Source organism: Paractinoplanes ovalisporus, from assembly GCF_016834655.1.
GTDB classification, from domain to species: domain Bacteria; phylum Actinomycetota; class Actinomycetes; order Mycobacteriales; family Micromonosporaceae; genus Actinoplanes; species Actinoplanes ovalisporus.
In genome coordinates this window covers 1-26,679 of record NZ_JAENHP010000006.1, presented here as the reverse complement: position 1 = coordinate 26,679, position 26,679 = coordinate 1, and the positions used below count along the sequence as shown (strand labels likewise).

Here is a 26,679-nt window from a genome sequence, read left to right as displayed (position 1 = left end):
CTTTATTCGGCTCTTTGTTCGGTGCTCCGGACCACCGCCACCGGGCAGTCCGAGTCGCGGATCAGGGCCTGGCTGGTCGAGCCGAGCAGCAGCCCCGCGAGCTGACCGCGCCCACGCGACCCCACCACGACCAGGGCCGCCCCCGCGGTCTCGTGGGTCACCGCCGATTCGGCCGGCCCTTCGACCAGGCGCTCGTACGCCGCCACGGCCGGAAACGTGGCACGCCACGGCACCAGAGCATCCGTCAGCAGTCGCTGGGCCGCGGCCGCCCACTCCTCCCGCGAGGCAGCTCCCGCCGTGGCGGCCGCCGCCAGCGTGCCCGCACCCGTCGGCACCAGCGGCTGTTGCCAGGCGTGCACCGCGAACAACGCACACTCGCGCCGGTCGGCTTCACGGAAAGCAAAGGCCAGGGCGGGTTCGTTCGAGCGGGACCCGTCAACCGCAACCACCACCGGCCCGACCGGATCGGTGTCCCCGCGCACGACAATCACCGGACACTCGGCCTCGGCCACCACCCGAACCGCAACCGACCCGGTCAGAGCAGTCGCAAGCCGCCCGCGCTCACTTTCCCCCAGCACGAGCAGCGAGGCGTCCTTCGAAGCACCGACCAGCGCCGGAACCCGGTCACCGGGAACTTCGTACGCGGAAAAATCCAGCCCCGACCCAGCTTCCACAACCGCGGCGTTCAACACCCGCTCACTGACCGCCACCGGCTCCGACGTGCCGGCCGCATAGATCACCCGCAGCGGAAGGCCGGTCTCCCGCGCATGCCGAGCCGCCCACCGCACAGCCGCGGCCGCCCCGTCCGACCCATCCACCCCGACCACTACGGGTTTTCGTACGTCCATGCTTCCTGTTTGCCGGACGCTCTTGTCGGAAGCCCTTCATAACCATGACAGTTCCAAGACTCATCGTCACAGAGCGAGCTGCCAGATCAGCTCTTCCCAGGTCTCCTCCCGGACCGCCCGCGACGCCGACTCGGTCAGGTCGACAGCGATCTGGGAACACAGGAACTGTGTGATTCCCATGATCGTGAGCCGGATCTGCTCCCACTCGCGGGCATCCTCCCGGACCTCGGCAAAACTTCGCTGGCCGGCCTTGTTGGCGATGTGCGAGAGCGTGTTCCGGCGTTCCGCGAACTGGGTGAAATGCCGGCCGATCTGCTTGCCGACGTGTTCGGGCAGGCCTCGGCGCACCGCGACGACAAGCTGGGTGACCGCGCTGCTGCCGTTCTCCGCCTCGGGTTGCATGCCCTCGGCCAGGCCGGTTCCGCGCCAGAAGGTGGACGTTCCCATCATCTCCGGCCACGGCGGCGTGAGCTTCGAAAGATGGAGGACGTGCTCGACCAGCCCCTCGTAGGCGGTCCGAACATTCGGGTCCTGCGGAAGCATCGCCGGGGCAACCGGAAGGTTCTGGTCGATGTCGCCGACCACCATGCCGAGGGTCCAGCCCACCACGACCGGCTTCCACATGGCGGGGAGCTGCGACGGCGCTTGCGGCACCTCCGCGAAGACGCGTTCGGTCACACGGGTACGCAGATCGACGCCGAAGTCGTAACTCGAACCGCCGGCCCGCAGCGGGGCGAGCAGCCAGCTGGCCAGAAGCGCGTGCGCGTCGTCGAGCGGTTCGGTAGTGAACTCCAAGTCCCGCTGCCAGGTCTTCTCATACCGGTCGGCCGCTTCGGTCAGCCAGGACAGGTCTTGCCCGATCTCGTCGAGTCGTTCCTCGAGGAGATCGGCATGGGCAGAGCTCCCGGCCAGCATGCGGTAGAGCTCGGCGAAGACCAGCGGCGACAGTTCGCAGTTCAGCCCCACAGCGCGCGCTCCAACCGGACGTCGAGGGGCGCCTGCGGTTCATCGCCTACGGCGTTGTCGAGGTTCACGGGCAGACGGGCCAGGCCGGCCTTCGTCAGATTCGGGATGACGCTGCCGGTCAGGAGAGCTTGGCGCAGGCCGTACCCGGTCTGGCCGTTGAGATAGCGCACGAGAGCCGGCCCGATGGCCGGGTCGTGCAGGCGCAGCACGAAGAGGTTCCGGTCGACGACGGTCGTCGTCGTGGCCGGCGCGGCGTGCGGCCGGTTGCCGGCCACGGCCACGAACACATCACCCGGCTCGGCCACCACGGTGTTCGGCCCGGGCGGCGTCCACCGGCGGACCGGCCGGCCACCGAGCACGCCGATGTCGGTCACCGGCAGCAGATCCGGGCCGGGTTCGGTGCTGTACCCGGCGCTGCTTCCCCGGACGATCTGACGGCAGAGTTCGCCCAGCGGGACGCCGTCGTCCAGCGCCTGCGGGGTCGGGGTGGCGAGCGCGGTCTGCCAGTCGCCGTCGGCGAGGTCGGTGATCCGCCACCAGGTCTCGCGGGCCTCCTCCTCGGCGCGTCGGGTGGTGAGCTCGATGTCGCTCAACCGCCGGCGCAGCCGCGCCCGGTCGGCGGGAGACGGCAGCGGGACGGCCAGGTCAAGCAGGGCGGCCTTCGTGGTGGCGGTTCGAGCCGTGCCGGACGCGATGTGGGTGCGGAACATGCGGCCGGAACTGCTGCTGAGCACCGCCCAGATCCACAGTCCGAGGTCGGCGTCCGCGGCGTGCAGCCCGAGGAAGGAGGACGAAACCAGGGCACCGACATGCTCGGTTCCGACCAGCAGCAACGGCCGGTCCGGGGAGGTCGGCACCAGCACGTCGCCGGGGTGCAATCCCGTACCGGCGTCTCGGACCTGATAGGCGGCACCCCGGTATCTCAGGCTGCGCCGGCGCACACCGCCGCCGACCGGATCGAGGCTCGCCGGGGTGATGACCGGCGCGTCACGCTCGACCCAGCTCTCCGCCGGCAGTGCCGAGGTCACATCTCGCAGCCGCGCCAACGCCGTGCCGGGGCCGGGCCAGCTCAGCGCGGCCGCGGTCAGGGCGGCCGGGTCCCACGTGGCAGCGTCGCGCAAAGACGTCACCGTCGACGAGATCATGGCCGTTCCCCGTCGATGTGCTTGAGCGCGGCCTGCAGAGCGGCGCCGTCCGGGGCGAGCTGGGTCTCCCAGTCCTCGCCGAGCTGAGCCACGAAGGTGTCTCCCGGCTCAGAAGCGTCGACCACCATCAGGACGGTCCGGACGTTGGCCCCGGGAACGGCGCCGTTGGGCAGGCCGAGGATGGCCGCCACCCGGAAGTGCGTCGCCAGGTAACGCCGGTAGGACTCGACATCGGCGCGGAAGGTGATGTTCAACGACAGATGCAGCACGGCCCGGCCGCCCGGTTTCAGGAGGCGCAGAAGCCGGTCCAGCAGCAGACTGTCGCCGTTGCGAGTCTTCGAGCCGTCCATCAGCTCGTGGGGCTCGGAGAATCGCAGACCGAACGGCGGCCCGGACACCACGCAGGCCGACCGGGGCAGATCGGCCTCCAGAGCGTCGGCCGCGACAACCTCGACCGGTACCGGGCTGACCTCGGCGATCGACCGCGCCACGTCCACGGTCCGCCGGTCGAGGTCGTACCCTCGGGCGACCCGCAGCCCGGTGCCGTTCCGCTGGGCGAGTTCGACGGCGTCCCAGAGGAACGAGCCCGCCCCACAGAACGGATCGAGCAGGTCCTCGGTGAGTTTGGCGCCGGCCAGCTCGGCGACCGCCCGGGCGATCGTCTTGTGGCTGGTGAAGAGTCCGCCCTCCCGCCCCCGGCGCTCGAAGTCGACCAGGGCGCGGCGGCGCGCCTGCCACAGGGTCTCCTTCCGGATCGGAACCCAGGCGCCGGTGTGGGTGCGGAAGCCGGCCAGCTTGAGGAACTCCTCGGGGTCGATGGGACGCTCACCGCCTCGATGACGGTCGGCCACCTTCCACAACTCGTCGCTGAGCAGCGCCACCGCGAAATCGACGTCGGCGATCTCTCCGCGCCCTCCGTACGGCGGTGGCTCCGGCCCGTCGACCCGCACCAGACGCTGGATGCCGGCGTCGGCCCGATACCAGTCCGTGCCGTCGACCACGACGTAGTGGTCGGCGGTGCCGAGCAGATCACGGGCCCGCGCCAGCGCGGCCAACCCGACCTCAGGACGGCTGCCGGTCTTCGCCGTCTTGGCTTCCACCGTGACCCAGGGGACAAGCATCCCGTCGGCGTCCGCGGCCCAGGCGACAACATCGGGACGCCAGCTGGTCCGAGCGTCCGGGACACGGAGCTCCCGCTGAACAAACTCAAAACCCGCCGCAACAAGCGTGTCGCGGATCGTCTCAAAACTCATAACCTGCTTACTTCTCCATCTGGCGCACCGGCCGTGTTCCACCGCATCCACACCCAGGTCATACGCAGGATGAACAGGCTCCGCCCCCGGCGAGCGCAAAGCCCTAGATCATCTCAGCTCACCCACCCAGGCGCAAGAGGGCAGATGACCCGCCCGACCCGCCGGACCTCGGCAAACGGCCACAGCCGCATACCTGCGAGGCAACCCGATCGGCCACAGGTACTCTATGATCGCGGGCCGCTAGCTCAATGGCAGAGCTGTGGACTTTTAATCCATAGGTTCGGGGTTCGAGTCCCCGGCGGCCCACCAGTTCGGACGGATCCTGCGCGCGGAAAATGCGAGCCGTTCCGCGCGTCATCGCGCTCGAGCACCAGGTCAACTTCCTGGGCCTCCGGCGTACGGAAGTGACGGGCCGCGACCGGCGCGTCCGACCAGGTCACCTGCCGGAGGATCTCGCCGACCGCGAATGTCTCCACCAGGTGGCCCTATTCCGTCAGAGCGGCATGAAGCCGCCGGTAGACCCCTCGATCTCGGCCTGCGTCAACGGCAGCACCTCCAGGATTTCGACCCGGCCGGTCAACGCCTGCCCGGCTTCGAGAGGGGTCTTGTGGCTTTTCCGCATCTGCAGGCAGAGTTTTCCGTATCTTGCAGGTCCTGGATTCCGTATCTTGCCGCCCTGAAATTCCGCGTCTGCGACGACTTGCGCGGCCGGACGGCCCGACCGGATGCGGATCGGCCCGGCATGACTCGCGGCTGCGGCGTGGCCGGACGGCCGGGGCTTCTCCACCTGGATCTCCACCCTCTGAAGGTGCCGGCTCCACCCGGGATTTTCGTAACTTCGAAGGCATGGACGAGCGGAACTCGCGCAGCAAAGCCGTAATCGAAGCGACGAACTATCTGCTCAGCGGAAACCGCCGCAGCCGTGCCGAGCGTATCGCGGGGGCCGTGGTGGGCAAAGTGCTCGATCAGGAGGGTGGGAAAGTGACCGGACGCGTCGTAGTTGCGTTTCTTGTGGTGGCCGCCGTGGTGGGGCTCGCGTTTGTCGCCTACCGTCTTCTCGTGCTCGACCTGATTCTGACCGTGATCCGGGAACAGAACTGATGCTGCGCCGGCTGGCTCGTCGCGGTCTGGGCCTGATCAGGGCGGACGACCCGGAGACGGGCTGGCTGGTGCGCATCGTTCTGACCGGGCTGTTCGTGTGGGCGCTGGGTTTCTGGCCGGGTGTGGAAGTGCGGCCGGTGCTCGCTCTGAGTTTTGCCGCCTGGGTTTTCTGGGTGGCCGCCGACAATCGGTTTCCGGCGCCGGCGCGGGCTGCCCTGGCCGTAGCGGCGTTGCTGCCGGCGGCTGTTTCGGCCATGCCGCACAACGGCGCCGCCCACCTTTTCCTCTACGGGGCTCTCTTCACTTTTGTGCTGCTGCCCCGCATGCCGTTGTGGGCGATCCTGTCGCTGACCGGCGCGCTGATCGTGGTCCTTCTCGTCGCGTTGCGGCTGGCCGGGAACGGGCCGACGGCGATGCTGACGCAGCCGGGGGTGGTGGTTGTGGTGGTGCTGTTCAGCCTGCACCGGCGGGAACATCGGCTGCGCACCGAGCAGACCTTGCGGGCGCAGGAGGCGCAGGCCCGGGCGGCGGCGCTGGACGAGCGGGCGCGCATCGCCCGGGAACTGCACGATGTGCTGGCCCATTCGCTGGGCGCGCTCGGGGTGCAGCTGGAAGTGGCCGAGGCTCAGCTCACCGAGAAGCGGGACATCGAGGCGGCAGCCGAGCGCGTACGGCGGGCCCGACGGCTCGCGGCGGACGGCATGACCGAGGCCCGTTCCGCGGTCGCGGCCCTGCGGTCCGACGTGCCGTCGCTGGCCCGCGCCCTGGACAACCTGGTGGTCGTACACCGGGAAAATCATGGGCACACGGTGACTCTGCGGATCGACGGGACGCCTCGTGCTCTGCCGTCGGGGGCCGAGGTGTCGCTGCAACGCACCGCGCGGGAGGCGCTGACCAACGCGGCCAAACACGCGCCGGGTGCGCCGGTCACGATGACGCTGGACTTCACGGGGTCGTCCGTCCGGCTGGTCGTGGACAATCCGGCGGGCTCCGGCCGTACGGGGGAAACGGGGTTCGGATTGATCGGCGCGCGTGAACGGATCGCCCTCGTCGGTGGCACGCTGGACGCGGGCGTCGTCGACGGCGCGTGGCGAGTCAGCGCGGAGGTGCCGGGATGACCGACCAGCCGCTGCGGGTGCTGGTGGTGGACGACCAGCAGCTCGTACGGGAGGGTCTGACCGCTCTGCTGGAACTGACCGACGGCGTCGAGGTGGTCGGGTCGGCCGGCGACGGTGCGCGGGCGCTCGAGCTGGTGGCCGAGGTCAGGCCCGACGTGGTTCTGATGGACCTGAAGATGCCCGTGCTCGACGGTGCGGCCGCGACGGCCCGCGTACGGGCGGAGTTCCCCGAGGTGGCAGTGGTGGTGCTGACCACGTACGCCGATGATGAATCGATCGCCGGAGCGCTGGCCGCGGGTGCTCGCGGATATCTCACCAAGGACGCGGGGCGGGCCGAGATCATGATGGCGTTGCGGGCGGCGGCGAAGGGGCACGCGCTTTTCGACCCGGCGGTGGCGGCGCGGGTGGCCGAGGCGATGGCCCGCCCGGCGACGGCGCCGGCCCGGGACGGTCTGCCCGACGGGCTCACGCAACGCGAGGCCGAGGTGTTGGGGCAGATCGCTCAGGGCCGGACGAACGCGGAGATCGCGGCCGCCCTGTTCGTGGCCGAGACGACCGTGAAGACGCACATCAACAACGCTTTCGCCAAGATCGGTGCCCGGAACCGTACGGAGGCGGCAAGCTATGCCCAGCAGCAGGGCCTGACCTGAGAGGGCACCACGACGGCAGCGCGACTGAGTCCTCAGCCGAGGTTGCGGACCGCGGTCATCAGCAACTTCCAGAACGCGTCGACCTGCAGGCCCACCGCGACGTCGGCGTTCGGAGCTTCCCTCGTACGGTGGTGCAGGTCGACGACGGTGGCGCCGCGGGTCAGGGTGCCGGTCAGCTCCACCGCGACCGGGGCGGCGACCGTCTCGACCAGCGCCGGGTCGATGACGGCGGCCACGGCGATCGGGTCGTGGACCGGCGGGTGGTCAAAACCGAACTCGCGGCGGTAGGTGGACGCGAAGAACGTCATCAACTCGGCGCAGACCGTGCCCAGGCGGGTGCCCAGAGCCCGGAACCCGTCGATGATCTCGGCGGTGGCCAGGGCCTGATGGGTCACGTTGAGGCCGATCATCGTGGTCGGCCGGCCCGAGTTGAGCACGATCCCGGCGGCCTCGGGGTCGGTGACGATATTGAATTCCCCGTACGGGGTCGTGTTGCCCCGCCCGGTCGAACCGCCCATGAAGACGACGCGGCCGACCCGGGGCAGCACCTCGGGATGCAGGCGCAGCAGCAGCGCGACGTTGGTCAGCGGACCCGTCGCGATCAGCGTGACCGGCTCGTCGGAGGCCACGATCAGGCGCCGCATGAGTTCGACGGCGTGCACGTCCACGGTCGTGCCGGTCGGACCGTCCAGGTCGGGTCCGTCAAGCCCGGACGCGCCGTGGATGTTCTCGGCCACGACCAGGTCGCCGACCAGGGGCCGGTCGCAGCCCGCGGCCACCGGAACGTCGGTGACCCCGGCCAGGGCCAGAATCCGCAACGCGTTGCGGGTGGTCTTGTCGAGTGTCTGGTTGCCGGCGACGGTTGTGACGCCGAGCAGCCGCAACCGCGGATCGCCCACGGCCAGCAGCAGGGCCAGGGCGTCGTCGTGCCCCGGGTCGCAGTCGATGATCACCGGATGCGGGGCGAGCTCGTCCATGCGCCTGACGATACGTGCGCCCGCGGGGTTGCATCCGGTACCCAGGTACAGGCTTACCGTCGAACGGACAGCGATCTGGGGAGGTCGAGCATGTCTTTCACAGTTCCGGAGGCCTGCACACTGCCGACGGTGGAGCAGCCGCTGCGGCTGGCCGAGTTCGACGAGTTGTTCACGACTGTCACCACGGCCGAGCGGATCGACGCCACACACGCACGGCTGCGGCTGACCGGGCCGGCTGGGCTGGCCGATCGCGTACGGGACCTGACCGCGCGCGAAACCGAGTGCTGCTCCTTCTTCACGTTCACCGTCAGCGCCACCCCTTCCGCCGACGAGGAGAGCGTGCTGCTGGACGTCGAGGTCCCACCCGCGTACGCGAATGTGCTGGCGGCTCTCATCGGTCGCGCCGGATGAGCGGCCTGCGTACGGGGGAAGTCGCCGAGCGGGCCGGCGTGAACATTCAGACGCTGCGGTACTACGAGCGTCGTGGGCTGCTCAGCGAGCCGGGCCGGTCGCTCGGCGGTCACCGGATCTATCCGCCCGACACCGTCGCGCTGCTCCAGGTCATCAAGGCGGCGCAGCGGCTCGGGTTCAGCCTCGACGAGGTGGCCGAGCTCCTCGACGCCGGACGTCGCCGCCACCCGACCGCCGACCTACGGCAACGGGCCATCGACAAGATCAGTGAGATCGACCGGAAGATAGCCGACCTCACCGCCATCCGGTCCACCCTGACCGAGGTCGTCGACGCCCGCTGCGACAGTCTGACCAACTGCACCTGCGCCGACTGCCCGCTGCCCTACCTGACGATCGGCACCTCATCCCATGATCAGAATGGAGGGCGTGGTTGAGTTCATGGAACGGCACCAGGTCGCCCTCTATCTGTTGGCGATCGCCGCCGGCGCCGCCGTCGGCCTGGCCGCTCCCGGCGCCGGCCCGGGCCTGGAACACGTCATCAACCCGGTCCTCGGCCTGCTGCTCTATGTGACGTTCCTGCAGGTGCCGGCCCGCGACCTGCTCCGCTCGCTGCGCGACGGCCGGTTCCTGGCGGCGGCGCTGGTGGTCAACTTCGTGGTAGTGCCGCTGGTGGTGGCCGCCATGTTCGCGTTCCTGCCCGCCGACCGGGCCGTCCGCATGGGTGTGCTGCTGGTGCTGCTCACCCCGTGCGTCGACTACGTGATCGTGTTCAGTGGCCTGGCCGGCGGCAGCAGCCGGCGGTTGCTCGCCGCCACCCCGCTGCTGCTGATCGCCCAGATGCTGCTGCTGCCTCTGTACCTGCTTCTGTTCCTCGGCGCCGACCTGGCCGAGACGGTCGAGGCGGGCCCGTTCCTCGAGGCGTTCCTGGTTCTGATCGTCATCCCGCTCGCCCTGGCCTGGGCCACCCAGGCGTGGGCCCGCCCGTCGTTCGGCCGGGCGATGAGCACCACGATGGTGCCGTTGATGGTCGCCACCCTGCTGGTCGTGGTCGCCTCCCAGGTGCCGAAGCTGACCGGCGACGTCGGCCGGGTCGCCGGCGTGGTCCCGTTCTATGCGCTGTTCCTGATCGTCATGGCCCTCGGCGGCGCGGGTGTGGCCCGCCTGTTCCGGCTCGACGCCCCCGCCGGCCGGGCCATCGTCTTCACCGGCGCGACGCGCAACTCCCTGGTCGTACTGCCGCTCGCCCTGGCCCTGCCCGACCATCTCGGCATCACCGCCGCGGTCGTCGTCACGCAGACGCTGGTCGAGGTGATCGGCATGGTGATCTACGTACGTCTCGTCCCGCGCCTGGGGTTTCTCGGCGGCACCGGAGTGGCCACGACGAAGGAGCTGTGAGTCTGCCCAAAGAGCAGGAACTGGTCGAGGACGGCTTCGAGGTCTTCGATCGTGGGGACGTGCACCTTGAGCAGAAAGCAGTCCTCGCCCGAGATGCGGTGGCATTCGCTGACCTGCGGGGTGCGGGCCGCCAGCTCGGCGATCCGGGACAGCTGACCCGGCCCGGGCCGCACGCGCACCCACGCGGCGACGGGCAGGCCGACCGCCGCGGGGTCGATGTCGAGACGGTAACCGCGGATGACACCGGTCTCTTCGAGGCGTGACAAGCGTTCCCGTACGGCCGGAGCGGACATCCCGATCTGCCGGGCAAGCTCAGCCGCGGTGGCCCGGGGGTCGGCGCCGAGGGCGTCGAGCAGCCGCCGGTTGGTGTCGTCGATCAGCGGGTTTCCCGCAGGATGGCCGATCGGCCCGGAGCTTTCCCGTTGACCCATCTCGCGCCCGTCCCGCCTTCGTTCGCGCATGGTGTTCGAGCTGTGGCCTTTTCGACAATAGACAGCATGACCAGGCTCCGTCTGCCGCCGCACGTCTACTTCGTGGTCAGCGCGATTTTCCACTACCTCGGCCCGGCGCAGGCGGTGCTGCTGTTCGCCCGCATCGACGTGCTCGGCGTGGCGTGGCTGCGGATCGCGACCGCCGCGCTGGTGTTCGCGGTGTGGCGACGCCCGTGGCGGTTGTGGGCGTCGCTGGACCGGCCGACCCGCTGGCTGCTGACCGGCTGGGCGGCCGTCCTCGCCGTCATGAACAGCGTGTTCTACCTGGCCATCGACCGGCTCCCGCTGGGCACGGTCGCCGCCATCGAGTTCCTGCCGGTCATCGTGCTGGCCGCGTTCGCCGCCCGGACCCGCCGCAACATCGCTGCCCTGGTCGCCGGGGTGGCCGGGGTCTACCTGCTCACTGACGTACGGCTGGTGGCCGAACCGCTCGGCATCGTCTTCGCCGCCGCCAACGCCATGCTGTTCGCGCTCTACATCGTGCTCGGCCACCGGGTCGCCCGCAGCGAGCAGGTCGCCGGCATCGACGGCCTGGCCCTGTCGATGCTGATCGCCGCGGTCATCGCCCTGCCGCTCGGCATCGTCCCCGCCGCGCCGGCTTTCACCGACCCGGTTGCGCTGGCCGCAGCCGCCGGCGTCGGGGTCTGCTCGTCGGTCATCCCGTACGTCAGTGACCAGCTCGCCATGGCCCGCCTGCCCCGCGCCACGTACGCCCTGATGGTGGCGCTACTTCCGGCCACCGCCACCGTCATCGGCGTGATCGTGCTGACCCAGATCCCCACCGCCCGCGACATCGCCGGCGTGGTCCTGGTCGTCGCCGGGGTCGCCCTTCACCAGCCAGATCCTGATAGCGTCCGGCGGCGCCACGGGGACTCCGCGAAGCGGGGCGGCGCACAACTCAAGTGAGGCAGGCCGCGCCGTACATCTGGGGTTCCCTGGGCGGAGCTCTGGTGCTGCTGGGCGGCGTGAGCTGGCCCATCCGTCGCGCCCGCAACGCCGCGGCTTCGGCTCCGGCGGTGCCGGTTTGAGCCGCCCACACCCGGGAAGATCTCAAAGATGTCTATCTGGAGCCGGTTCAAGAAGAGGCGCAGCGACAAAAGAGAACAGCTGCGTACCGAGGCCGTAGCCAAGGCAATGGCGCGCGGCGCCACCCCGGAACAGGCCAAGGCCGCCGGAGACCGGGCAGCCAGCGGCACCACGAACGCCGCCGTGCTGGGCGCCATCAACACCTGACCAGAAAGCGCGGCCGGGACGAAGGTCGTCCCGGCCGCGCTCTCTCATTCGACGGTGTCGTACATCGGGTTGTAGCCCTTCACCCACGCCTGGCTCGTCTGGTTGTACGCGTACATCTCGCTCTCGTCCGGCCCCGTGCCGGGCGCCATTCCGATCCACCGCAGCGGCTGCTTGTTGTTGCCGATCTGCACCGCACGGCCGGCTTTGTTGAGTTGCACGCTGACCGTGACGGTTCCGCTGTACCGCATGCCCGGCCGGGACACGACCTGCAAGCCGACGTCGGTGACCTGCACACCGTCGAGCGTTATCTTGCGTTCCGGCATCGGCTCCCACGGGCCGTAACTGCCGGGGTTGTCCTCCTCGCCCTCCTGCACCTGGGTGGTGCCGTCGAGGGTGCTGTACCGGACATGGAACCGGTCGTCGGAACCGCCGAAGAAACCGCACTTGATCCAGGTGCCGGCCCGGGCCGGCTCGACCGGTCCGACGGTGTCGACCCGCATGTTGCTCATGCTGACGATCTCGCTGCTGCCCCCGGTGAGGACGATCGCCTTGTGGAGATCGGGAAAGTAGAACCTCGGATTCGCGCGCAGCCAGTCGATCCAGTCACCGCACGGATAGTTCGTCGACGTGTAGGCGGGCGGCGTGGGCAGCTCCGACGGCGACCCGTTGAACCACACCCAGAGCACCGACGTCTCGCTGGGCTTGACGCTCGCGAGGGTCAGCGCATTGCAGTTGTCGTGATTGTTGTCGCCGTAGAAGACGCAGAAGTTGCCGTTGTTGACGCTGACCGCCGGCGCCGGCGTGGCCGGGGCGGTGCTCGGTTGCGGGCTGGGCGGGCCGACCTGTGCCTCGTCGTCCTTCAGCAGCATGTCCCGCCAGTCCGGCACGGCCGCCAGCACCGCAACCACCAGCCCGGCGAATGTCGCCAGAGCCACCAGGGCAGTCAGCCCGGGCCGCCGTTCGATCCGATGGAGGAGACCGGCCCGCTCGGCCGGCGCGTCCAAGCCGGCCCGCTCGGCCGGCGCCGCCGGTTCGGGCGCGTCGTGGACCTCGCGATATCGGAGCAGCCAGTGCCGGAGCTCGGGGGTCGGAACCCGGCATGCCAGCAGGAACGACTCCACCACCGGTTCCGGCATCCGTTCGCCGTTGAGCAGGCGGTCGATGTCGTCTCGCGTCACACGACCACGGGAGTCGAGCACAACGTCGGCAACCGTCCGGCCACGCATCAGGCCGCGCAGTTCTCCGGCCAGCCGCACGGCCGGCAACGGCGACGGCGATCCATGAACGCTCGTGTAGACGCCCACCCGCAGCCACCGTCCTTCGTCGGTCCCCTGGTTCGGCGCACTCACCGTAGTGGCTTGGGTCGATCTCTGTTCATGGGCTCAACGTCCGACGCCCGGCCGCCGAGCGTCGTTCTCCGCAGTTCCCAGGCCGATTCCGACCCACCCTGGGTCCGGCCCTCCAACCCGAACGGCCGAGTAGTTCCGCTTGTTTCACACTCCCGGGCGATCTCGTGAACCGGGTTGGCCCGGGCCCCGTGGTGGCAGTGAATCAGCGCGACCACCACCTCGGAGGACCACCATGAAGTCTCGAATCGCCGCTCTGAGCGCCGCCGCGGCGGCCGTTGTGACGTCGCCCTGCTGCACCTGCGGAATCCGGTCAAGAACGTGCCGCCGATGCCGGTGCTCAGCGGTTCCCGCTTCCTCGGGGTCGACCAGGTCGAGCGGTGGGGATTCGGCACCACCTCGCCCAGCGGCGGCGGCGACCCGACGCGGGACGTCCGGCGCTCGATCGAAGCCACGAACGCCTGGGACAACGGCCTTCTCGTGACGACCAGCGTCCGGGGCGGCGGCGCGAACGGTGACAGCGGCGGCGCGGTGCTCTTCCGGTTCCCGAGCGGCAGCTACGGCCTCGTCGGGGTCACCATGGGAACCCGGAACGTCCAGGGTGGCAGCACCACCGACCCCACCGCGGCCGGCTGGCAGGGGCTCGCCAACCGGGTGGACACCAGCAGCACGGCCTGGGGTTTCGTCACCAGCCACGTCGCCGACACCCTGACCATCAGCTGAGACGGCGAGAGGGCGCGGAGCCGAAGCTCCGCGCCCTCCACAGTGAAGCGAACGTCAGTCGGCGATCTTGATGTCGTCGATCAGGCCGCGGTAACCGCCCGTGTTGCCGGGCTGGTCGTAGCCCACCACCAGCGTCGTGACCTTCTTGCCGGCCAGCGCGCCCAACGGCACGACGATCTCGTTCCACTTGCCGACCGTCACCTTGTTGCACTGGAACGCCGGGTGCGCCCGGTTGCCCTTGGTGTCCTTCAGCAAGCTGTCCCGCAGGTTCTTCCCGTCGCTGAACAGAAGGTCGATCGCCACGCAGGTGCTGTTCGCGGGCTTCACCTCGGGACGCACGGTGTTGGACTGCGGATAGATCCAGTACGAGAGCCTGGTCGACGACTTGACCGTGATCCGGCTCAGCGCCATCGACTTCAGGTACGCGTACGACTTGGTCGTGTTGTTGTCCAGGCCGGAGTACATGAGCGAGGTCGAGCCGGTGTGCCCGGGCTCGTTCCGCACGCCCAGCTCGGGCCCGGTCAGGGTGCAGCAGATCGGCTTCACGTTGACGATGCCGCCGGTCCACGCCACCGTGTTCGACCAGCTGGGCAGCACCTCGCCGGCGCCGAAGCTGGTGGACAGGTCGAGGTCGTACTGGCCGGCGCGCAGGAAGTCGTCGAGCTGGGTCGGGGTGCCGGCCAGCGCCTTGTCGGTCCAGTAGACCAGGTTCAGGTCCTTGTTCTTGGTGGCCGTCGCCTTGATCTGCTGCGCCAGCGCCCGGTCGGCCTGGTATTTGCGCTCGAGCGCGATCTGGATGTCCCGCTCGACCGCCGCGTGCAGGCCGGTGTCGATGTAGGCCTTCCACACCACCGGGTCGAGGCTGCGGGTCGCGGCGATCGCGGCCGCCTGGACCTCCGAGCCGTCGGGCGTGAAGTTCCAGACCCGGATGATGAAGTCACGGTCGGGCAGGTTGAGCAGCTCGTCGGTGACGGGCATCCCGATCCGGTTGGCGGCCAGCTTCTTCGACGCCCGGGCCCGCTCCAGGGCCTTCTCGGCCTCGGTCTTGGCCTCGTCGGCGGCGATCCGGTCGTCGATGTCCTGGCGGGCGGCGGCGGCCATGCCGGCCGCGATGAACGCCGTGCGGTCCGAGTCGGCGCCGTCGCGAGCGGCCCGCGCGGCCGCCTTCACCTTGGGCCACTTGGCGTCGTCGGCGACCCTTTCCCAGATCAGCCGTACGAAGTCAGCGTCGCTCCCGTTGAGCAGCGCCGCGTCGGCCACCACGTCGATGCTGGCCGCGGCCGCACTGCGGGCCAGGTCGCTCTGCCGCTTGGCCTCGGCCTCCTGCCGCTCGCGCTCGACGTCACGGTCGAACGCGGCGTACACCTCGGTGATGATGAACTCGTAGCTGAGCTGGTCGGTGTCCTCGGGCGCGGCGGCGAACGCCGTCTCGGCCGCCACCCGCACCTCGACGTGCTCGGGGTCGTCCTTGACGTGGTCCCAGATGCCGATGACGAAGTCGCGGTCGGGCAGCTCGACCAGGGCGAAGTCGTCACCGAGGCCGAACTTCACGGCGACGGCGAGCTTCTGGTCCCAGGAAGCCTGCGAGGCGGCGAGGACAACCGAGGTGGGGGCGGCCAGAGCCGACCCGGGCTGCACACCGAGAACCAGGGAGACCGCTACTCCGGCGGCCAGGGCGAGCTTCTTCATGAGGGGTTCGCCGCCATCTTGAAGGTGGTGAACTCCGACGCGACCGTCCCGGAGTTGACGTAGCCGACACCGTCGTTGGCGATCACCGCGATGCGGTTGGTCTCCAGCGCCATCGTGTACGAGTTGGTGCGCACCTGGGTCCAGAGCGCGGACAGCCCGCCCTCCTTGACCCGCACGATGCCGTCGGTGTGCACGACGCCGATGCGGGTGCCGGCCAGCGTCAGCTGCCGGACCGCGCTGTGCTCGGTCACCCAGCTCGCGTTGAGTGCGCCTTCCTTGACGTAGGCGACGTTGTCGGTGCGCAGCACGCCGATCCGGGTCCCGGAGAGCACGAGCTGCTTGACCGCGCCCTGCTGCACGCTCCAGTTCGTCGAGGCGGTGGTGCCGTCCTTGACCAGGGCGACCAGGTCGGGGCGCAGGATGCCGATCCGGGTGCCGGACAGGGCCAGCTGCGTGACGGCGGTGTCGTACTGCTTGACCCAGCCCGCGTTGAGTGCGCCCTGCTTGACCCAGGCGATGTTGTCGGTGCGCACCACGCCGATCCGGTCGGCCGACATCACAAGCTGCTTGACCCCGGTGTGCTGCTGCGTCCAACCGGCGCTCAGGCCGCCCAGCTTGACCAGGGCGACGCCGGCGTTGGTGAGCACGCCGATCCGGTTGCTGGTCAGCACCAGCTGCTTGACGTTCGTGTACTGCTTGACCCAGGGGGCGTCGAGACCACCCTCCTTGACGTACGCGGTGCCGTCCGCGGTGAGCATGCCGAGTCGCGTGGTCGTGAGCGCGAACTGCGTGACGTCCTGGCCGACCTGGTACTGCCCGACGCGCAGGAAGTAGGCGACCGTCGCCGCGTCGCCGGCCAACGCGGCGCGGGCGGCGGCGGCGAGGCCGCGCTGCGAACTGGCCACGGCCCGGTCGACGATGGCCTGCACGAGCCGCCGGTCCTCGGCCTCCTCGCGCTCGAGGGCGATCCGGATGTCGGCGTTCTTGGCGTCGTGGATGCCGGTGTCGATGAACGCCTTCCACACGGCCGGGTCGAGGCTGCGGGCGGCGATGATGGCCGCGGCCTGCACCTCGGTGCCGTCGGTGGCGAAGTTCCAGACGACGGTGACGAAGTCACGGTCGGGCAGGTTGAGCAGTTCCTCGGTGACCGTCAGGCCGATCCGGTTGGCCGCCGCCTTCTTGGCCTCGCGGGCCCGGGCCGCCGCCTTCTCGGCCTCGGTCTTGGCCTCGTCGGCCGCGATCCGGTCGTCGACGTCCTGCCGGGCGGCGGCGGCCATGCCGGCCGCGATGAACGCCGTCCGGTCCGAGTCGCTGCCGTCGCGAGCCGCCCGCGCCGCCGCCTTCACCTTGGGCCACTTGACGTCGTCGGCGACCCTTTCCCAGATCAGCCGTACGAAGTCAGCGTCGCTCCCGTTGAGCAGCGCCGCGTCGGCCACCACGTCGATGCTGGCCGCGGCCGCACTGCGGGCCACGTCGCTGGCGCGCTTCTCGTCCGCCTCACGCTTCTCGCGGGCCAGGTCACGGTCGAACGCCTCGTAGACCCCGGTCACGATGAACTGGAGGCAGGCCTGGTCGATGGAGTCGGGCTCGGCGCTGAACGCGGCCTCGGCGGCGAGGCGGACCTCGGCCTGGTCCGCGTCGTCCTTGACCAGATTCCAGATCGCCACGACGAAGTCGCGGTCGGCGAGCTCGGGCAGGGCGAAGTCGTCGCCGCGGCCGAACTTCACCGCGACGGCGAGCTTCTGCTCATAGGTGGCCGCGGCCTGGGCGAGGGCTTGCGCGGACAGGCGAGGTGCGGCCTGCGCGGCGCCGGTGGTCGTGACGGTGAGAGCGGCCACCGCAACACCGGCAGCCAGCAACGGCCGCGCCCAAGTGGAGCGGTGCATCGATGTCATGAAATTAGTCCCCGTGGTGAGTTCGAAAGCTCCACCGGCCCCGGGCAGCCTTCGACCTGGCGTTCGCACGCAGGGGACAGCCACACGAGAGCAATGGAGATCGATGTCGGCGGGTACGTTAGCCGCCGGTCACCCTCGGGCACAAGGCCGCAACGCTGTGACCAACGTCGTTGGACCGCACCCCCGGGGCACGGGCTTTCATGCTTCAATGGCGCGACCGCAGAGCGATCGATCTAGTGAAATGTATCCACGGGGGAACTGAATATGCGTACGCGTGCAGCAGCGCTCGCGCTGGCCGCGGTGATGGGCGTCGTCGCCGTCCCGGCGGTGTCCTGGGCCGCGGTGCCGTCCGGCGCGTCGGTCATGGCCGACGAGTGGGACCCGGCCGAGGCCGACCGCCTCTTCGTCAAGTGGTTGTCGACCGACGAGCCCCGCCTCGAGGTCCGCAGCGCCGCCCGGAGCGCGTTGCTCTCCAGCGCCGGCGCCCAGGCGATCACCGACTTCCTGAACGTCGGGTGGGAGGCGGCCATCGCCCGGGCCGCCACGACCAGGAGCCGCAACGTGGCCTACGCCACCCGCATGCTCAACACCCACCCGCCGACGACCTACCCGTGGGTCAACGCCGCGGCCAAGCACGCACTGATCGGCACCGACGCCGAGCTCGCCGAGTTCTCCAGCACCGGTTACGCGGTCGCGCTCGATCTCGACCGCCGCAACATCGAGTTCGACAACCACGCGGCCGAGCTGATCCGTCAGGAAGACCGCGACTACGTCACCATGCTGAGCACGGAAGACCCGGGCGCCCAGGTGCGCGCGTGGGCCGGCCGGGCCGTCGCGCCGGGCACCACCGACGCCGACGTCGCCGAGTTCTTCCGCTACGGCTGGGTCAGCGCCTCCGGCCTGGACATGCAGATGTTCCGCACCCGGCTGGCCGACGAGGACCGCCGCTGGCGGGTGCAGTCGGCCAAGCTGGTCATCGAGGCGCAGGCCGCCGAGAAGGCCGCGCGCGAGACGGCCGGCGAGGCCCAGGCCCAGATGCGGGCCGCCGCGGCCCGCGCCTGGAACGCGGTGGGCGCGCAGACCGGTCCGGCCAAGGTGGCGTGGGCCGACGCCGAGCAGGTCGCCCTGCGTCAGGCCGACACCTGGCTGCTGATCTCGCAGGCCGCGGCCACCTCGACCAGCGACAACTGGCTGACGATCGCCGAGACCTCGCTCGACGCGCGCACCGACTGGCAGCGCGAGCGCGAGAACGCGGCCGCTCAGGCCGCGGCGTGGAACACGCTCTATCAGCAGGCGATCGCGGCCGAGGCGGCCATGCTCGAACCCCTCCCGGAATAAGACCCGAAAACAAATCGTGGGCCGGGCGCAAATGCGTCCGGCCCACGATCGGGGACCTGCGGGGAGTGCTCAGCGAAATGGCTTCCGGGGCGCCTCCTTCTCAGCGTCGCTCACCAAAGCGCGGGGAATAATTGTCAGCGGTGGCCGCGGTCCCAGCCACGGTTGTGACCCCGGTTGTGACCCCGGTCGTTCCAGCCCCAGCCCCGCTCGACCTCGAGCGCGAACAGGCCCCGCTTGAAGCCCCGGCGCTGGTAGTCGCAGTCGTAGTCGTTCCACCGGCCGAACCGCTCACCGATGCGTCCGGCCAGCTCACAGGCGCGGTAGGAGCGGTAGTAGCCGACCACCACGTCACGGCCGCGGTGCTGGTCGGCCTGCGCCGTCCGGCTCGGCTGAGACTTGGCCGCAGCCGCGGAGGAGGCGTCCGCCGCCTGTGCCGGCCCGACGCCGAAGGCCGCGCCGGCCAGCAGACCCAGACCGGCCGTCATCAGGATTCGCGTCATCTTGTTCATGGTGATTCCCCTTTCCGGGCGGATGTCTTTCCGATTCCGTGTTGCATGATCAGGAAAGCATCCCGAAGCCGCGAAATAGGGCATTCAACACGCCGGGTAACCCGGACGATTGATAGCCGAAAAGACGAGTGCCACTAATACGTTTCGCTTGCCGGAAAACGGAAAAGTAGTTGGTGCGCTTCGTGTGCGGCCAGGAATCCGGCCACCGATTGCGCCCACGGAAACAGCTCGGCCTGAGCGCGGGCCGCAGCCCGGCGGGCAGCCTCCGGGCGGGACATCAGCGAGCGCACGGCCTCGGCATAGGCCGGGCCCTCGCCGGGGGCGGCCACGCCGGCGTCGCCGATCACTTCGGGCAGGGCACTCTCGGCACTGACGACCACCGGGGTGCCGCTGGCCAGCGTCTCGAGGGCGGCCAGGCCGAACGTCTCGATCGGGCCGGGTGCGATCGCCACGTCCACAGTGGCCAGCAGGGCGGAGAGTTTCGCCTGGTCGGTGAGGTGCCCCAGGAACCGTACGGGAAGGCCCCGATCGGCTGCCTCGGACTGGAGCGCGCTGCGCATCGGGCCACCGCCGGCCACGATGAGCACGGCGGGGACACCCGACCGGCGCAGGGCAGCCACGGCCTCGAGGGAGCGGCGTGGCTTCTTCTCGGGCGAGAGCCGCCCGCAGTGCAGGATGAGCACGTCGTCGGCGGCCGACCAGAGCGTACGCATCCGCACGTCGTGGTTCGCGGGGCTGAAACGGTCGAGGTCGACACCGAGGGGAACCTGCCGCAGGTTGGTCACGCCGAGACGCGCGAACTCCGACGCCGCCCACCGGGTGGTGCAGACGATCTGGTCGTGCTCGGCCGCCGTCCGCGCGTTGATCAGGTCACCCGCGCGCCGGCTGATCCCGGGCCCGAACAGCCGCAGCAGCCCGTCGAGGCTCTCGTGCGAGACCATCATGGACGGAATGCCGCGCCGCCTGGCCCAGCGCCCGAGCCAGCGCAGCGTCGACCGGTCGGACACCTCGATGCGGTCGGGTCGCAGCTCACTCAGCGTCGAACTTAGACGGCCGCGGTCAAGCAACACACGGTAACCACCCATGCCCGGAACCAGCGGGCCGGGCAGCGTGATCACCCGGCCCTGATCGGTCATCGCGTCGGATTCGCCGGCACCGGGAACGACCAGGACGGGTTCGTGTCCCGCAGCCAGATAACCGGCGCCCAGGTGGCGTAATGCCGTGCGAAGGCCTCCGGACCGGGGCGTCACGAAGTTCGCCACCCGGACAATTCTCACGCGGCAACCGCCCGTCGCTCGACGTAACCGACATTGCACGCCTCACCGTAGTGGCCGAGCAGTTCTTCGCCCACCGCATACCAACTGCGACCCTCGATCGCCTGCCGTCCGGCGGCGCCGAACCTCGCACGCCTCCCCGGGTCCGAGACCAGATCCCGTACGGCGGAAGTGAAGCCCTCGGCCACGAACGGCGGCACCAGGAAGCCGGTGCGGTCGTCGTCGACGAGGTCGACCGGCCCGCCCGCGTGGGGCGCGACCACCGGCAGCCCGCTGGCCATGGCCTCCTGCACGGCTTGACCGAATGTCTCGTACGGGCCGGTGTGGGCGAAGATGTCGAAGCTGGCGTAGAGCGCGGCCAGCTCGACCCCGCGCCGTACACCCAGGAAGGTCGCGGCCGGAAGCGCCTTGTGCAGCTGCGGCGCGGCCGGTCCGTCCCCGACGATCACCAGCCGTACGCCGGGCAGGCGGCTCACGTCGGCCAGCAGGTCGATCTGCTTCTCGACGGCGAGCCGGCCGACGAATCCGACCACCACCTCGCCGTCCGGGGCGAGCTCGCGGCGGACCTGGGTGCTGCGCCGGCTCGGGTGGAACAGCTCGTCGTCGACGCCGCGCCGCCACAGATGCACCCGCTCGACGCCGTGCGCGTCCAGGGCGGTGGCCGATTCGGTCGACGGCACCAGGGTGCGGGAGGCCAGGTTGTGGACCGTCTTGATCCACTTCCAGGCGGCGCCCTCGGTCATCCCGACCTTGTAGGCCCGGGCGTACGCGGCGACGTCGGTCTGATAGACCGCGACCGTGGGCAGGCGCAGTGTGCGGGCGGCCAGCATGCCCCACGCGCCGAGCACGAACGGGCTGGCCAGGTGCACGAGGTCGGCGCCGAACGCCCGCAGGGCACCGGTGAGGGTGGGGGTGGGCAGGCCGAGCCGGATCTGGGGATAGCCGGGCATGGGCAGGGAAGCGATGCGGACCACCGGATAGGGGACCGAGACCGGAGTATCGCGCACCGCGGGGGGTGGTTGCGGTGCGATCACCATCGGCTGGTGCCCGCGCCGAAGCAGGTGTTCGGCCGTGCGCACCACCGAGTTGGCGACGCCGTTCACATCGGGGAGGAACGACTCCGTGACCAGAGCGACTCGCATGCAGTCACGATGGGCGTCTTCGATGTCCTTCACACCGTACGAGTCGTGGCCGGATCCCGAACGCTGGTCAAACGACTAGGAGCTGTACGCGGTGGGTACCTTCCCGCTGTGAGGACGCGGGCGGTGGCGCTGGTGCTGGTGGTCAGCCTGGTCGGTGGGTGCGACTGGGCGGGCGGTGACGGCCGTGACCGCAACCCGGAGAACCGGCCGGGCTACGTCCTGGGTGAACACCAGGGCACCTCGCACCGCATCCGCGGTGACGGCGACGTGTCCTCGTTCCAGCTCTTCGGCGGCGCCGACGTCGTCCGGGTGCGGCTCGGCGACCTCGGCGGCGATCTGTACGAATTGTCCACTCCGGACGATTCGAAGGTGGCGCCGACGGCCGCGATCGAGGGGATCGACCTGGTGGCGGGCCTGCGCGACACCGGCCGGGGTGGTCCCGCGGTTCTCGACGTCGTGCTCAGCGACGATGTGCGGTGGCAGGTCCGGCTCGCGGGCGGCGCCCAGGACGAGACGGTCGACTTGAGCGGCGGGCGTGGCGGCGACGTCAACTTCAGTGCCGGCACGGCGCGCGCGTCGGTGGTGCTGCCGGCCGCCGACGGGACCCAGAAGGTCACTCTGGGCGGCGGTGCCAGCCTTCTTTCCGTACGGGTGGCCGGCCAGGCGCCCGTGCGGGTCTCGGCCCGAGGGGGTGCGGGCAGCGTGACGATCAACGGGGAGACCCACACCGGGGTCGCCGGCGGGTCGTCCTGGGTGCAGGACGGCTGGGACGGCGCGGCCGCACGCTACGACGTCGACGCCACGTCGGGCGTGGGAACGATGACGGTCGAACACTTCTGAGGCCGTTATATTTTCGTGACCTGATCTCGAGAACTAGTCTGCCGGGGTCCGCATCGCACTGAACGACACCGTCATGCGATGAACGAGAACGGGGACCCCGATCATGCGTACCACCCTCCTGGCCGTTGCTGTTGCCGGCGCCGTCCTGCTGACCGGATGCACCAAGGGGGTCGAGCACGTCAGCGGCGTGGCCGCCCCGGCCGTGCCGCCGTCCGCCACCTCCGCGGCGCCGACCACCCCGCCCCCGTCGTCGTCCCCGTCCCCGTCGTCTCCGTCGGCCCCGCCCGCCACCTCCAAGTCGTCGAAGCCCTCGACCCCCAAGGTGATCGGGCCGACCGGCTACGGCGCTCTGAAACTCGGCATGACCCGGGACGAAGCCACGGCGACCGGCCTGATCACGCGGTGGGCGGCGCAGCCGGACACGAACTGCCCGTGGCGGGCGCGCCTCAAGCAGACCGTGACCGGCACCCCGAGCCCGGTCAACGACGTCTACTGGAACAAGGACGGCGGCATCGCGGCCATCGTCGTGCACGGCACGATCCACACGCCGGAGGGGATCCGGATCGGCAGCACCTACGCCGACGTGATGATGGCCTACAACAACTGGCAGAACGCGGCCGACCCGGGCGTGAAGTTCGGCCACGGCACGGTGGACGTGCCCGGCAACAACGACGCCGTCTACCGCCTCGACATCTCCCGTGACGGGAAGGTCACCTCGGTCGCGCTCCAGTCGAAGAAGTACGGCTGCTACGAATGATCCGCACCCCGCGGAGCACCTCGTCCGTGCGGTCGCCGGGGTCGTCCTGCCTGATCTGCAGATAGACACCCCGGCCACCGGACGCCGACAACACCACTTCGCTGTACGACGTGGACGTGCCCCCGCACCCCGTCCAGCGCTGCACCCGGCCGGTCAGGCCGTCGATGACGATCCGGCGGTCGGGGGCCCGGGCACAGCCGTTGTGCGGGGGAAGCACCGCCCCGGACGCCGCGTCGCTGAGGCCGGCGAAGACACCTGGTGACGTACCGGAAGGGTTGGCCCAGTCCGTGAGGTCGACACCCACCGCGAGCCCCGGTGATCGTCCGGCCGGAAGGCCGACGGCCGCCGGATCCCAGCCCCCGTCGGCGAACTGATGCGCCCACGAGGCCGGCACCGCGACCGAGAGCACACCGCTGGCGTCGGTCACCCGCTGCCAGCCCTCGGCGGTCGGCTGGGCCAGGGCCGCACTCCCGGTCGCGAGGACGGCGGCACTCGCGACGGCCACTCCGACGACACGAAGAGGCCAGCGTCTCGGTGCCGGCGGCGGCGCGGCGGCCCCCTCCAGCGCGTCGGCCAGGGCCGCGGCGGTGGGCCAGCGCCTGGCGGGATCAGTCTCCAACGCCCGCTGCACAACCCGATCAAGATTTCCCCGTACGCCGGGACGCAGCTTCGACGGCGCGGAGCCGCCTTTCCCCGGTGCGGTCCCGCCTTTTCCCGGCGCGGTCCCGCCTTTTCTCGGCGTACGGCCGGTGAGCATCTGGAACAGCATGGCGCCGATCGCGTGCACGTCGGCCCGCACGTCGAGCCCGCCGCCCGGAACCTGCTGCTCGGGGGCCATGTAGCCGGGCGTGCCGGCCACCACGGTGAAGCCCGACGCGTGCGCGATCTCCTTGGCCAGCCCCAGGTCGGCCACCAGCACCCGGCGCCGGCCGCGCACGGTGTGGAACAGCACGTTGGAGGGCTTGAGATCACGGTGCAGCACCCCGGAGTCGTGCAGCACGGCCACGGCCCGGGTGATGTCGAGGGCGATGGCCACGGCGGCGGTGATCGGCAGCGGACCGGCCTCGATCCGCTCGGCCAGGGTGCCCCCGTCGGCATACGTCATCACCAGATAGGGACGCCCGTCCGGCAGCTCCCCGATGTCGAGCACCCGCACCAGCCGTTCGGAGTCGGCCCGGCGCAGGATCTGGGCCTCCTGCTCGAAACGCGCCCGTACGTCGGGGTGGTGCGACCAGTTGTCGGCGAGCACCTTGATCGCGACCCACGATTCCAGCGCCTCGTCCTCGGCCAGCCACACCGTGGCGAAGGCACCGGCGCCGAGACGCCGTTCCACGCGGTATCGACCGATCTTGCTGGGCATGGACACGACCGTCATTATGAGGCCGTCGATGATCTTTACGGGGGCAGCGTGGAAGAAGAGCTCGCATTGCGGGCCGCGGGCGGCGACGCCGTGGCTCTCGAACAGTTGCTCGGCAAGATCCGGCCCAACGTGCTGCGGCGGTGCTCGCGGTTCCTGCCCTGCTGGCAGGACGCCGAAGAGGCCACACAGGACGTTCTGCTCCAGGTCGCCCGCAACATCGGCCGCTTCGAGGGCCGGTCCAAGTTCTCGACGTGGCTGCACGTGATCATCGCGAACTGTTCCCGGCAGACGTACCGGTCGTTGAAACGCCGCGCGGCCGAGCAGGCCCACGCGCTCCCGCCGGTGGATGTGGCCGACCCGCGGACGACCAGCGTGATCGCCGGTTCCCGGCTCGACCTGCTGGACGCGCTGGAGTTGCTGGAGAGCGACCGGCCCGAGTTGGTGGCCCCGCTGGTGTTGCGGGACATCTGCCAGCTCGACTACCGGGAGATCGCCGGCCACCTCGACTTGCCCGAGGGCACCGTGAAGTCGCGCATCCACCAAGCCCGGGGCCGGGTGCGGAAGTCTCTGCTCGGGGCATAGCCCTTCCCGGGGTCCAGCTTCCTCCAGCTGGGCGACGCGGGACTGGGCGGGACCGGCCCCGGCGACCCAGCTTCCCCTTCAGCCCCGCCGCACGGGCCCAGCTTCCCCTTCAGCCCCTGCCCCTGCCCTTCGGCCCAGCTTCTTCTTCCTCAGCCGGGGCCTTCCTAGCCTTTCAGGCCCAGCTTCTTCCAGTCGATGTACTTGAAGTTGGTGCTGACCCGGCCGTCGTCCGGCTTGTTCTCGCCGTCGTGCAGCACGAGCAGACCGTTGGGGTAGCCGGGCAACGCCACGCTGGTGGCGGCCGCGCCGTCGGAGTGCTGCACACCGTCGGCCCGCTTGCCGTCGATCACCTGGAAGCTCTTGATCGGCCGGTTGGTGCGCCGGTCGTAGACGTAGAACTTGCTGTCGCCCTGGCTCGACACGACGAGGTAGCCGTCCCGCTTGCCGGTCGGATAGATCGTGGCGCCCTCGACGTCGGCCCGGATGCGGCCGGCCTCGGGGGCGGGCTCGCCGAGCGTGCACTCCTCGGTCTCCGGGTCGTAGGTGCCCTTCGCCCCGAACTCGGCGACCCGTTCGACGATCCGCGGCACGCCGGCGAACTGATCCCGGTCGAGCCGGATCTTCCACAGCGCGACGTCTTCTTGCGCGGTGTAGAGCACACCGGCATCGGCGTCGACAACCATGCCCTCGATCTGCGGTTCCTCACCCGGCTCGAGGCACGGCGTCCAGGTCGTGCCGTTCGCGAGGGGGAACTGTTTGGGCAGGTCGAGGGTGTCGGTGATCCGGTAGGAGACGGTGTTCTTCCGTTCCTCGAGCCGGAAGATTCCCAGACGCGTGGTGTGACGACGGCTGACAATGGCATATTTCCCGTACGTCGCCAGGCCGTACCCGGTCGCCTGGGTCTCGACCTCGGCGTCGTCCTTCGAGAACAGCAGCGGTGCGTCGACCGCGGTCACGTCCGTGAGCCGTCCCGACGCCTCGATGCGGAAGATACGAAGCTTGTCGAGCCCGCGGTCAGTGACGACGGCGTAGTCCTGGCGCCCTCGCCCGAACCCGGTCACCAGGTCGACGTTGTTGAACCGTCCACCCTCAGGCGGCGAGATCGACTGCACTTCGCGGCCGGCCAGGTCATAGACCCGCAGCCCGCCGTTCTTGGCCGTGCCGATCACCCGGCTGCGTTCACGGTCGGCCCGGTTGACCCAGATCGCCGGATCGTCGGCGTCCGCATCCCCACCGGCCTCGTCGTCGAAGAGCGCCGGCGTCTCGACCGACGCCGTGATCTCCAGCAGCTGGCTCTCGGTGGGCCGCTCCCCAGCATGCGCAGGCGCGGCAACGGCGGTGCTCAAGGCGACAAGGGCAACGATCCCCACGGTACGACGCATAGCCAGTGACACTCCCCGATAAACCTGGCGTGCGGATGACCGCCGGTTGAACAACCCACGGTAGCCCGCGCATGCATCAACCCGGCAACGCGTTTTGGGCACAAAAAGCAGTAGGCCCACCCCGTGTGGGGTGGGCCTACTGTTCACGTTGAGTCCGGCGGCGTCCTACTCTCCCACACCCTCCCGAGTGCAGTACCATCGGCGCTGGAGGGCTTAGCTTCCGGGTTCGGAATGAGACCGGGCGTTTCCCCTCC

At 70.0% G+C, this 26,679-nt stretch carries 28 protein-coding genes, 1 tRNA gene, 1 rRNA gene and 1 pseudogene; 14 read left to right on the top strand and 17 right to left on the bottom strand.

Annotated features, from left to right (window positions below):
* Positions 1-2: 2 nt before the first annotated feature.
* The 4 genes from JIG36_RS20230 to JIG36_RS20215 all read right to left on the bottom strand — a co-directional run bounded on the left by JIG36_RS20230 (position 3) and on the right by JIG36_RS20215 (position 4,059).
* The gene (locus JIG36_RS20230; RefSeq protein WP_203377917.1) at positions 3-848 is read right to left on the bottom strand and encodes a universal stress protein; all 846 of its coding nucleotides are present in this window, start codon (positions 846-848) and stop codon (positions 3-5) included.
* A 66-nt stretch (positions 849-914) separates the two neighbouring features.
* Positions 915-1,814 (bottom strand): hypothetical protein, encoded by a 900-nt coding sequence (locus JIG36_RS20225; protein ID WP_203377916.1) that lies wholly within the window; start codon positions 1,812-1,814, stop codon positions 915-917.
* On the bottom strand, positions 1,805-2,959 hold the full coding sequence (locus tag JIG36_RS20220) for a hypothetical protein (protein WP_203377915.1): 1,155 nt from the start codon (positions 2,957-2,959) through the stop codon (positions 1,805-1,807). The genes JIG36_RS20225 and JIG36_RS20220 overlap by 10 nt, the downstream gene beginning before the upstream one ends.
* Entirely contained in the window at positions 2,956-4,059 is a 1,104-nt protein-coding gene (locus JIG36_RS20215; RefSeq protein ID WP_203377914.1) for an N-6 DNA methylase, read from the bottom strand. The genes JIG36_RS20220 and JIG36_RS20215 overlap by 4 nt, the downstream gene beginning before the upstream one ends.
* 387 nt (positions 4,060-4,446) lie before the next feature.
* Here JIG36_RS20215 and JIG36_RS20210 point away from each other — a divergent pair.
* Positions 4,447-4,521: transfer RNA gene (locus JIG36_RS20210), tRNA-Lys, on the top strand.
* Between the two features lie 56 nt (positions 4,522-4,577).
* Here the strand turns inward: JIG36_RS20210 and JIG36_RS54885 are convergent.
* A pseudogene (locus JIG36_RS54885) lies at positions 4,578-4,688 on the bottom strand (hypothetical protein); the annotation flags it as partial.
* Positions 4,689-4,705: 17 nt separating this feature from the next.
* Positions 4,706-5,011: a hypothetical protein gene (locus JIG36_RS20205; protein WP_203377913.1), complete on the bottom strand. Its 306-nt coding sequence runs from the start codon at positions 5,009-5,011 to the stop codon at positions 4,706-4,708.
* 47 nt (positions 5,012-5,058) lie between these two features.
* Between JIG36_RS20205 and JIG36_RS20200 the strand changes: the two genes are divergently transcribed.
* The 3 genes from JIG36_RS20200 to JIG36_RS20190 are packed head-to-tail and all read left to right on the top strand — an operon-like array spanning position 5,059 to position 7,081.
* Complete coding sequence (locus JIG36_RS20200) at positions 5,059-5,313, top strand: hypothetical protein (protein WP_203377912.1); 255 nt, start codon at positions 5,059-5,061, stop codon at positions 5,311-5,313.
* On the top strand, positions 5,313-6,431 hold the full coding sequence (locus JIG36_RS20195; protein ID WP_203377911.1) for a sensor histidine kinase: 1,119 nt from the start codon (positions 5,313-5,315) through the stop codon (positions 6,429-6,431). Before JIG36_RS20200 ends, JIG36_RS20195 begins: the two co-directional genes overlap by 1 nt.
* Entirely contained in the window at positions 6,428-7,081 is a 654-nt protein-coding gene (locus JIG36_RS20190; protein WP_203377910.1) for a response regulator transcription factor, read from the top strand. Before JIG36_RS20195 ends, JIG36_RS20190 begins: the two co-directional genes overlap by 4 nt.
* Before the next feature lie 32 nt (positions 7,082-7,113).
* Here JIG36_RS20190 and JIG36_RS20185 read toward each other — a convergent pair whose 3' ends face one another.
* Positions 7,114-8,058 (bottom strand): nucleoside hydrolase, encoded by a 945-nt coding sequence (locus JIG36_RS20185; protein ID WP_236047821.1) that lies wholly within the window; start codon positions 8,056-8,058, stop codon positions 7,114-7,116.
* 90 nt (positions 8,059-8,148) lie between these two features.
* Here JIG36_RS20185 and JIG36_RS20180 point away from each other — a divergent pair, with 90 nt between their 5' ends.
* Genes JIG36_RS20180 through JIG36_RS20170 form a run of 3 tightly spaced genes read left to right on the top strand, consistent with a single transcriptional unit; the run spans position 8,149 to position 9,864 of the window.
* Positions 8,149-8,469: a hypothetical protein gene (locus JIG36_RS20180; protein WP_203377909.1), complete on the top strand. Its 321-nt coding sequence runs from the start codon at positions 8,149-8,151 to the stop codon at positions 8,467-8,469.
* Positions 8,466-8,903 (top strand): MerR family transcriptional regulator, encoded by a 438-nt coding sequence (locus JIG36_RS20175; protein ID WP_203377908.1) that lies wholly within the window; start codon positions 8,466-8,468, stop codon positions 8,901-8,903. The genes JIG36_RS20180 and JIG36_RS20175 overlap by 4 nt, the downstream gene beginning before the upstream one ends.
* Positions 8,896-9,864 (top strand): arsenic resistance protein, encoded by a 969-nt coding sequence (locus JIG36_RS20170; RefSeq protein ID WP_307872812.1) that lies wholly within the window; start codon positions 8,896-8,898, stop codon positions 9,862-9,864. Before JIG36_RS20175 ends, JIG36_RS20170 begins: the two co-directional genes overlap by 8 nt.
* Here the strand turns inward: JIG36_RS20170 and JIG36_RS20165 are convergent.
* On the bottom strand, positions 9,795-10,295 hold the full coding sequence (locus JIG36_RS20165) for an Lrp/AsnC family transcriptional regulator (protein WP_203378240.1): 501 nt from the start codon (positions 10,293-10,295) through the stop codon (positions 9,795-9,797). The two genes, JIG36_RS20170 and JIG36_RS20165, sit on opposite strands and share 70 nt — an antisense overlap.
* A 66-nt stretch (positions 10,296-10,361) precedes the next feature.
* On the opposite strand from JIG36_RS20165, the gene JIG36_RS20160 reads away from it, so the two are divergent.
* Both JIG36_RS20160 and JIG36_RS20155 read left to right on the top strand, forming a co-directional pair.
* Entirely contained in the window at positions 10,362-11,261 is a 900-nt protein-coding gene (locus tag JIG36_RS20160) for an EamA family transporter (protein WP_203377906.1), read from the top strand.
* A 150-nt stretch (positions 11,262-11,411) separates the two neighbouring features.
* Complete coding sequence (locus JIG36_RS20155; protein WP_203377905.1) at positions 11,412-11,588, top strand: hypothetical protein; 177 nt, start codon at positions 11,412-11,414, stop codon at positions 11,586-11,588.
* Between the two features lie 44 nt (positions 11,589-11,632).
* On the opposite strand, the gene JIG36_RS20150 is transcribed toward JIG36_RS20155, so the two are convergent.
* Complete coding sequence (locus JIG36_RS20150) at positions 11,633-12,937, bottom strand: helix-turn-helix domain-containing protein (protein ID WP_203377904.1); 1,305 nt, start codon at positions 12,935-12,937, stop codon at positions 11,633-11,635.
* 327 nt (positions 12,938-13,264) lie between these two features.
* On the opposite strand from JIG36_RS20150, the gene JIG36_RS53290 reads away from it, so the two are divergent.
* On the top strand, positions 13,265-13,657 hold the full coding sequence (locus JIG36_RS53290; RefSeq protein WP_203377903.1) for a hypothetical protein: 393 nt from the start codon (positions 13,265-13,267) through the stop codon (positions 13,655-13,657).
* Between the two features lie 54 nt (positions 13,658-13,711).
* Here JIG36_RS53290 and JIG36_RS20140 read toward each other — a convergent pair whose 3' ends face one another.
* Positions 13,712-15,346: a hypothetical protein gene (locus JIG36_RS20140; protein ID WP_203377902.1), complete on the bottom strand. Its 1,635-nt coding sequence runs from the start codon at positions 15,344-15,346 to the stop codon at positions 13,712-13,714.
* Complete coding sequence (locus tag JIG36_RS20135; protein ID WP_203377901.1) at positions 15,343-17,232, bottom strand: hypothetical protein; 1,890 nt, start codon at positions 17,230-17,232, stop codon at positions 15,343-15,345. Before JIG36_RS20135 ends, JIG36_RS20140 begins: the two co-directional genes overlap by 4 nt.
* 273 nt (positions 17,233-17,505) lie before the next feature.
* Between JIG36_RS20135 and JIG36_RS20130 the strand changes: the two genes are divergently transcribed.
* The gene (locus JIG36_RS20130; protein WP_203377900.1) at positions 17,506-18,579 is read left to right on the top strand and encodes a hypothetical protein; all 1,074 of its coding nucleotides are present in this window, start codon (positions 17,506-17,508) and stop codon (positions 18,577-18,579) included.
* A 134-nt stretch (positions 18,580-18,713) separates the two neighbouring features.
* Here JIG36_RS20130 and JIG36_RS20125 read toward each other — a convergent pair whose 3' ends face one another.
* From JIG36_RS20125 to JIG36_RS20115, 3 genes are all read right to left on the bottom strand, one after another.
* Positions 18,714-19,079, bottom strand: a complete 366-nt coding sequence (locus JIG36_RS20125) for a hypothetical protein (RefSeq protein WP_203377899.1) — start codon at positions 19,077-19,079, stop codon at positions 18,714-18,716.
* 143 nt (positions 19,080-19,222) lie between these two features.
* The gene (locus JIG36_RS20120; protein WP_307872811.1) at positions 19,223-20,350 is read right to left on the bottom strand and encodes a glycosyltransferase; all 1,128 of its coding nucleotides are present in this window, start codon (positions 20,348-20,350) and stop codon (positions 19,223-19,225) included.
* Positions 20,351-20,361: 11 nt separating this feature from the next.
* Positions 20,362-21,504 carry a glycosyltransferase family 4 protein gene (locus JIG36_RS20115; RefSeq protein ID WP_203377897.1) on the bottom strand — a complete coding sequence of 381 codons (1,143 nt, stop codon included), beginning with the start codon at positions 21,502-21,504 and terminating at the stop codon, positions 20,362-20,364.
* 108 nt (positions 21,505-21,612) lie between these two features.
* Here JIG36_RS20115 and JIG36_RS20110 point away from each other — a divergent pair, with 108 nt between their 5' ends.
* Positions 21,613-22,344, top strand: a complete 732-nt coding sequence (locus JIG36_RS20110) for a hypothetical protein (protein WP_203377896.1) — start codon at positions 21,613-21,615, stop codon at positions 22,342-22,344.
* 103 nt (positions 22,345-22,447) lie between these two features.
* Positions 22,448-23,101 (top strand): hypothetical protein, encoded by a 654-nt coding sequence (locus JIG36_RS20105; protein ID WP_203377895.1) that lies wholly within the window; start codon positions 22,448-22,450, stop codon positions 23,099-23,101.
* On the opposite strand, the gene JIG36_RS20100 is transcribed toward JIG36_RS20105, so the two are convergent.
* On the bottom strand, positions 23,055-24,461 hold the full coding sequence (locus JIG36_RS20100) for a serine/threonine-protein kinase (RefSeq protein WP_236047867.1): 1,407 nt from the start codon (positions 24,459-24,461) through the stop codon (positions 23,055-23,057). The genes JIG36_RS20105 and JIG36_RS20100 overlap by 47 nt on opposite strands.
* Positions 24,462-24,509: 48 nt before the next feature.
* On the opposite strand from JIG36_RS20100, the gene JIG36_RS20095 reads away from it, so the two are divergent.
* Positions 24,510-25,043 (top strand): RNA polymerase sigma factor, encoded by a 534-nt coding sequence (locus JIG36_RS20095; protein WP_203377893.1) that lies wholly within the window; start codon positions 24,510-24,512, stop codon positions 25,041-25,043.
* Positions 25,044-25,207: 164 nt separating this feature from the next.
* Here the strand turns inward: JIG36_RS20095 and JIG36_RS20090 are convergent, their stop codons facing one another.
* The gene (locus JIG36_RS20090) at positions 25,208-26,389 is read right to left on the bottom strand and encodes a phytase (RefSeq protein WP_236047819.1); all 1,182 of its coding nucleotides are present in this window, start codon (positions 26,387-26,389) and stop codon (positions 25,208-25,210) included.
* Between the two features lie 188 nt (positions 26,390-26,577).
* Positions 26,578-26,679: ribosomal RNA gene (gene rrf / locus JIG36_RS20085) — 5S ribosomal RNA — on the bottom strand; the annotation flags it as partial.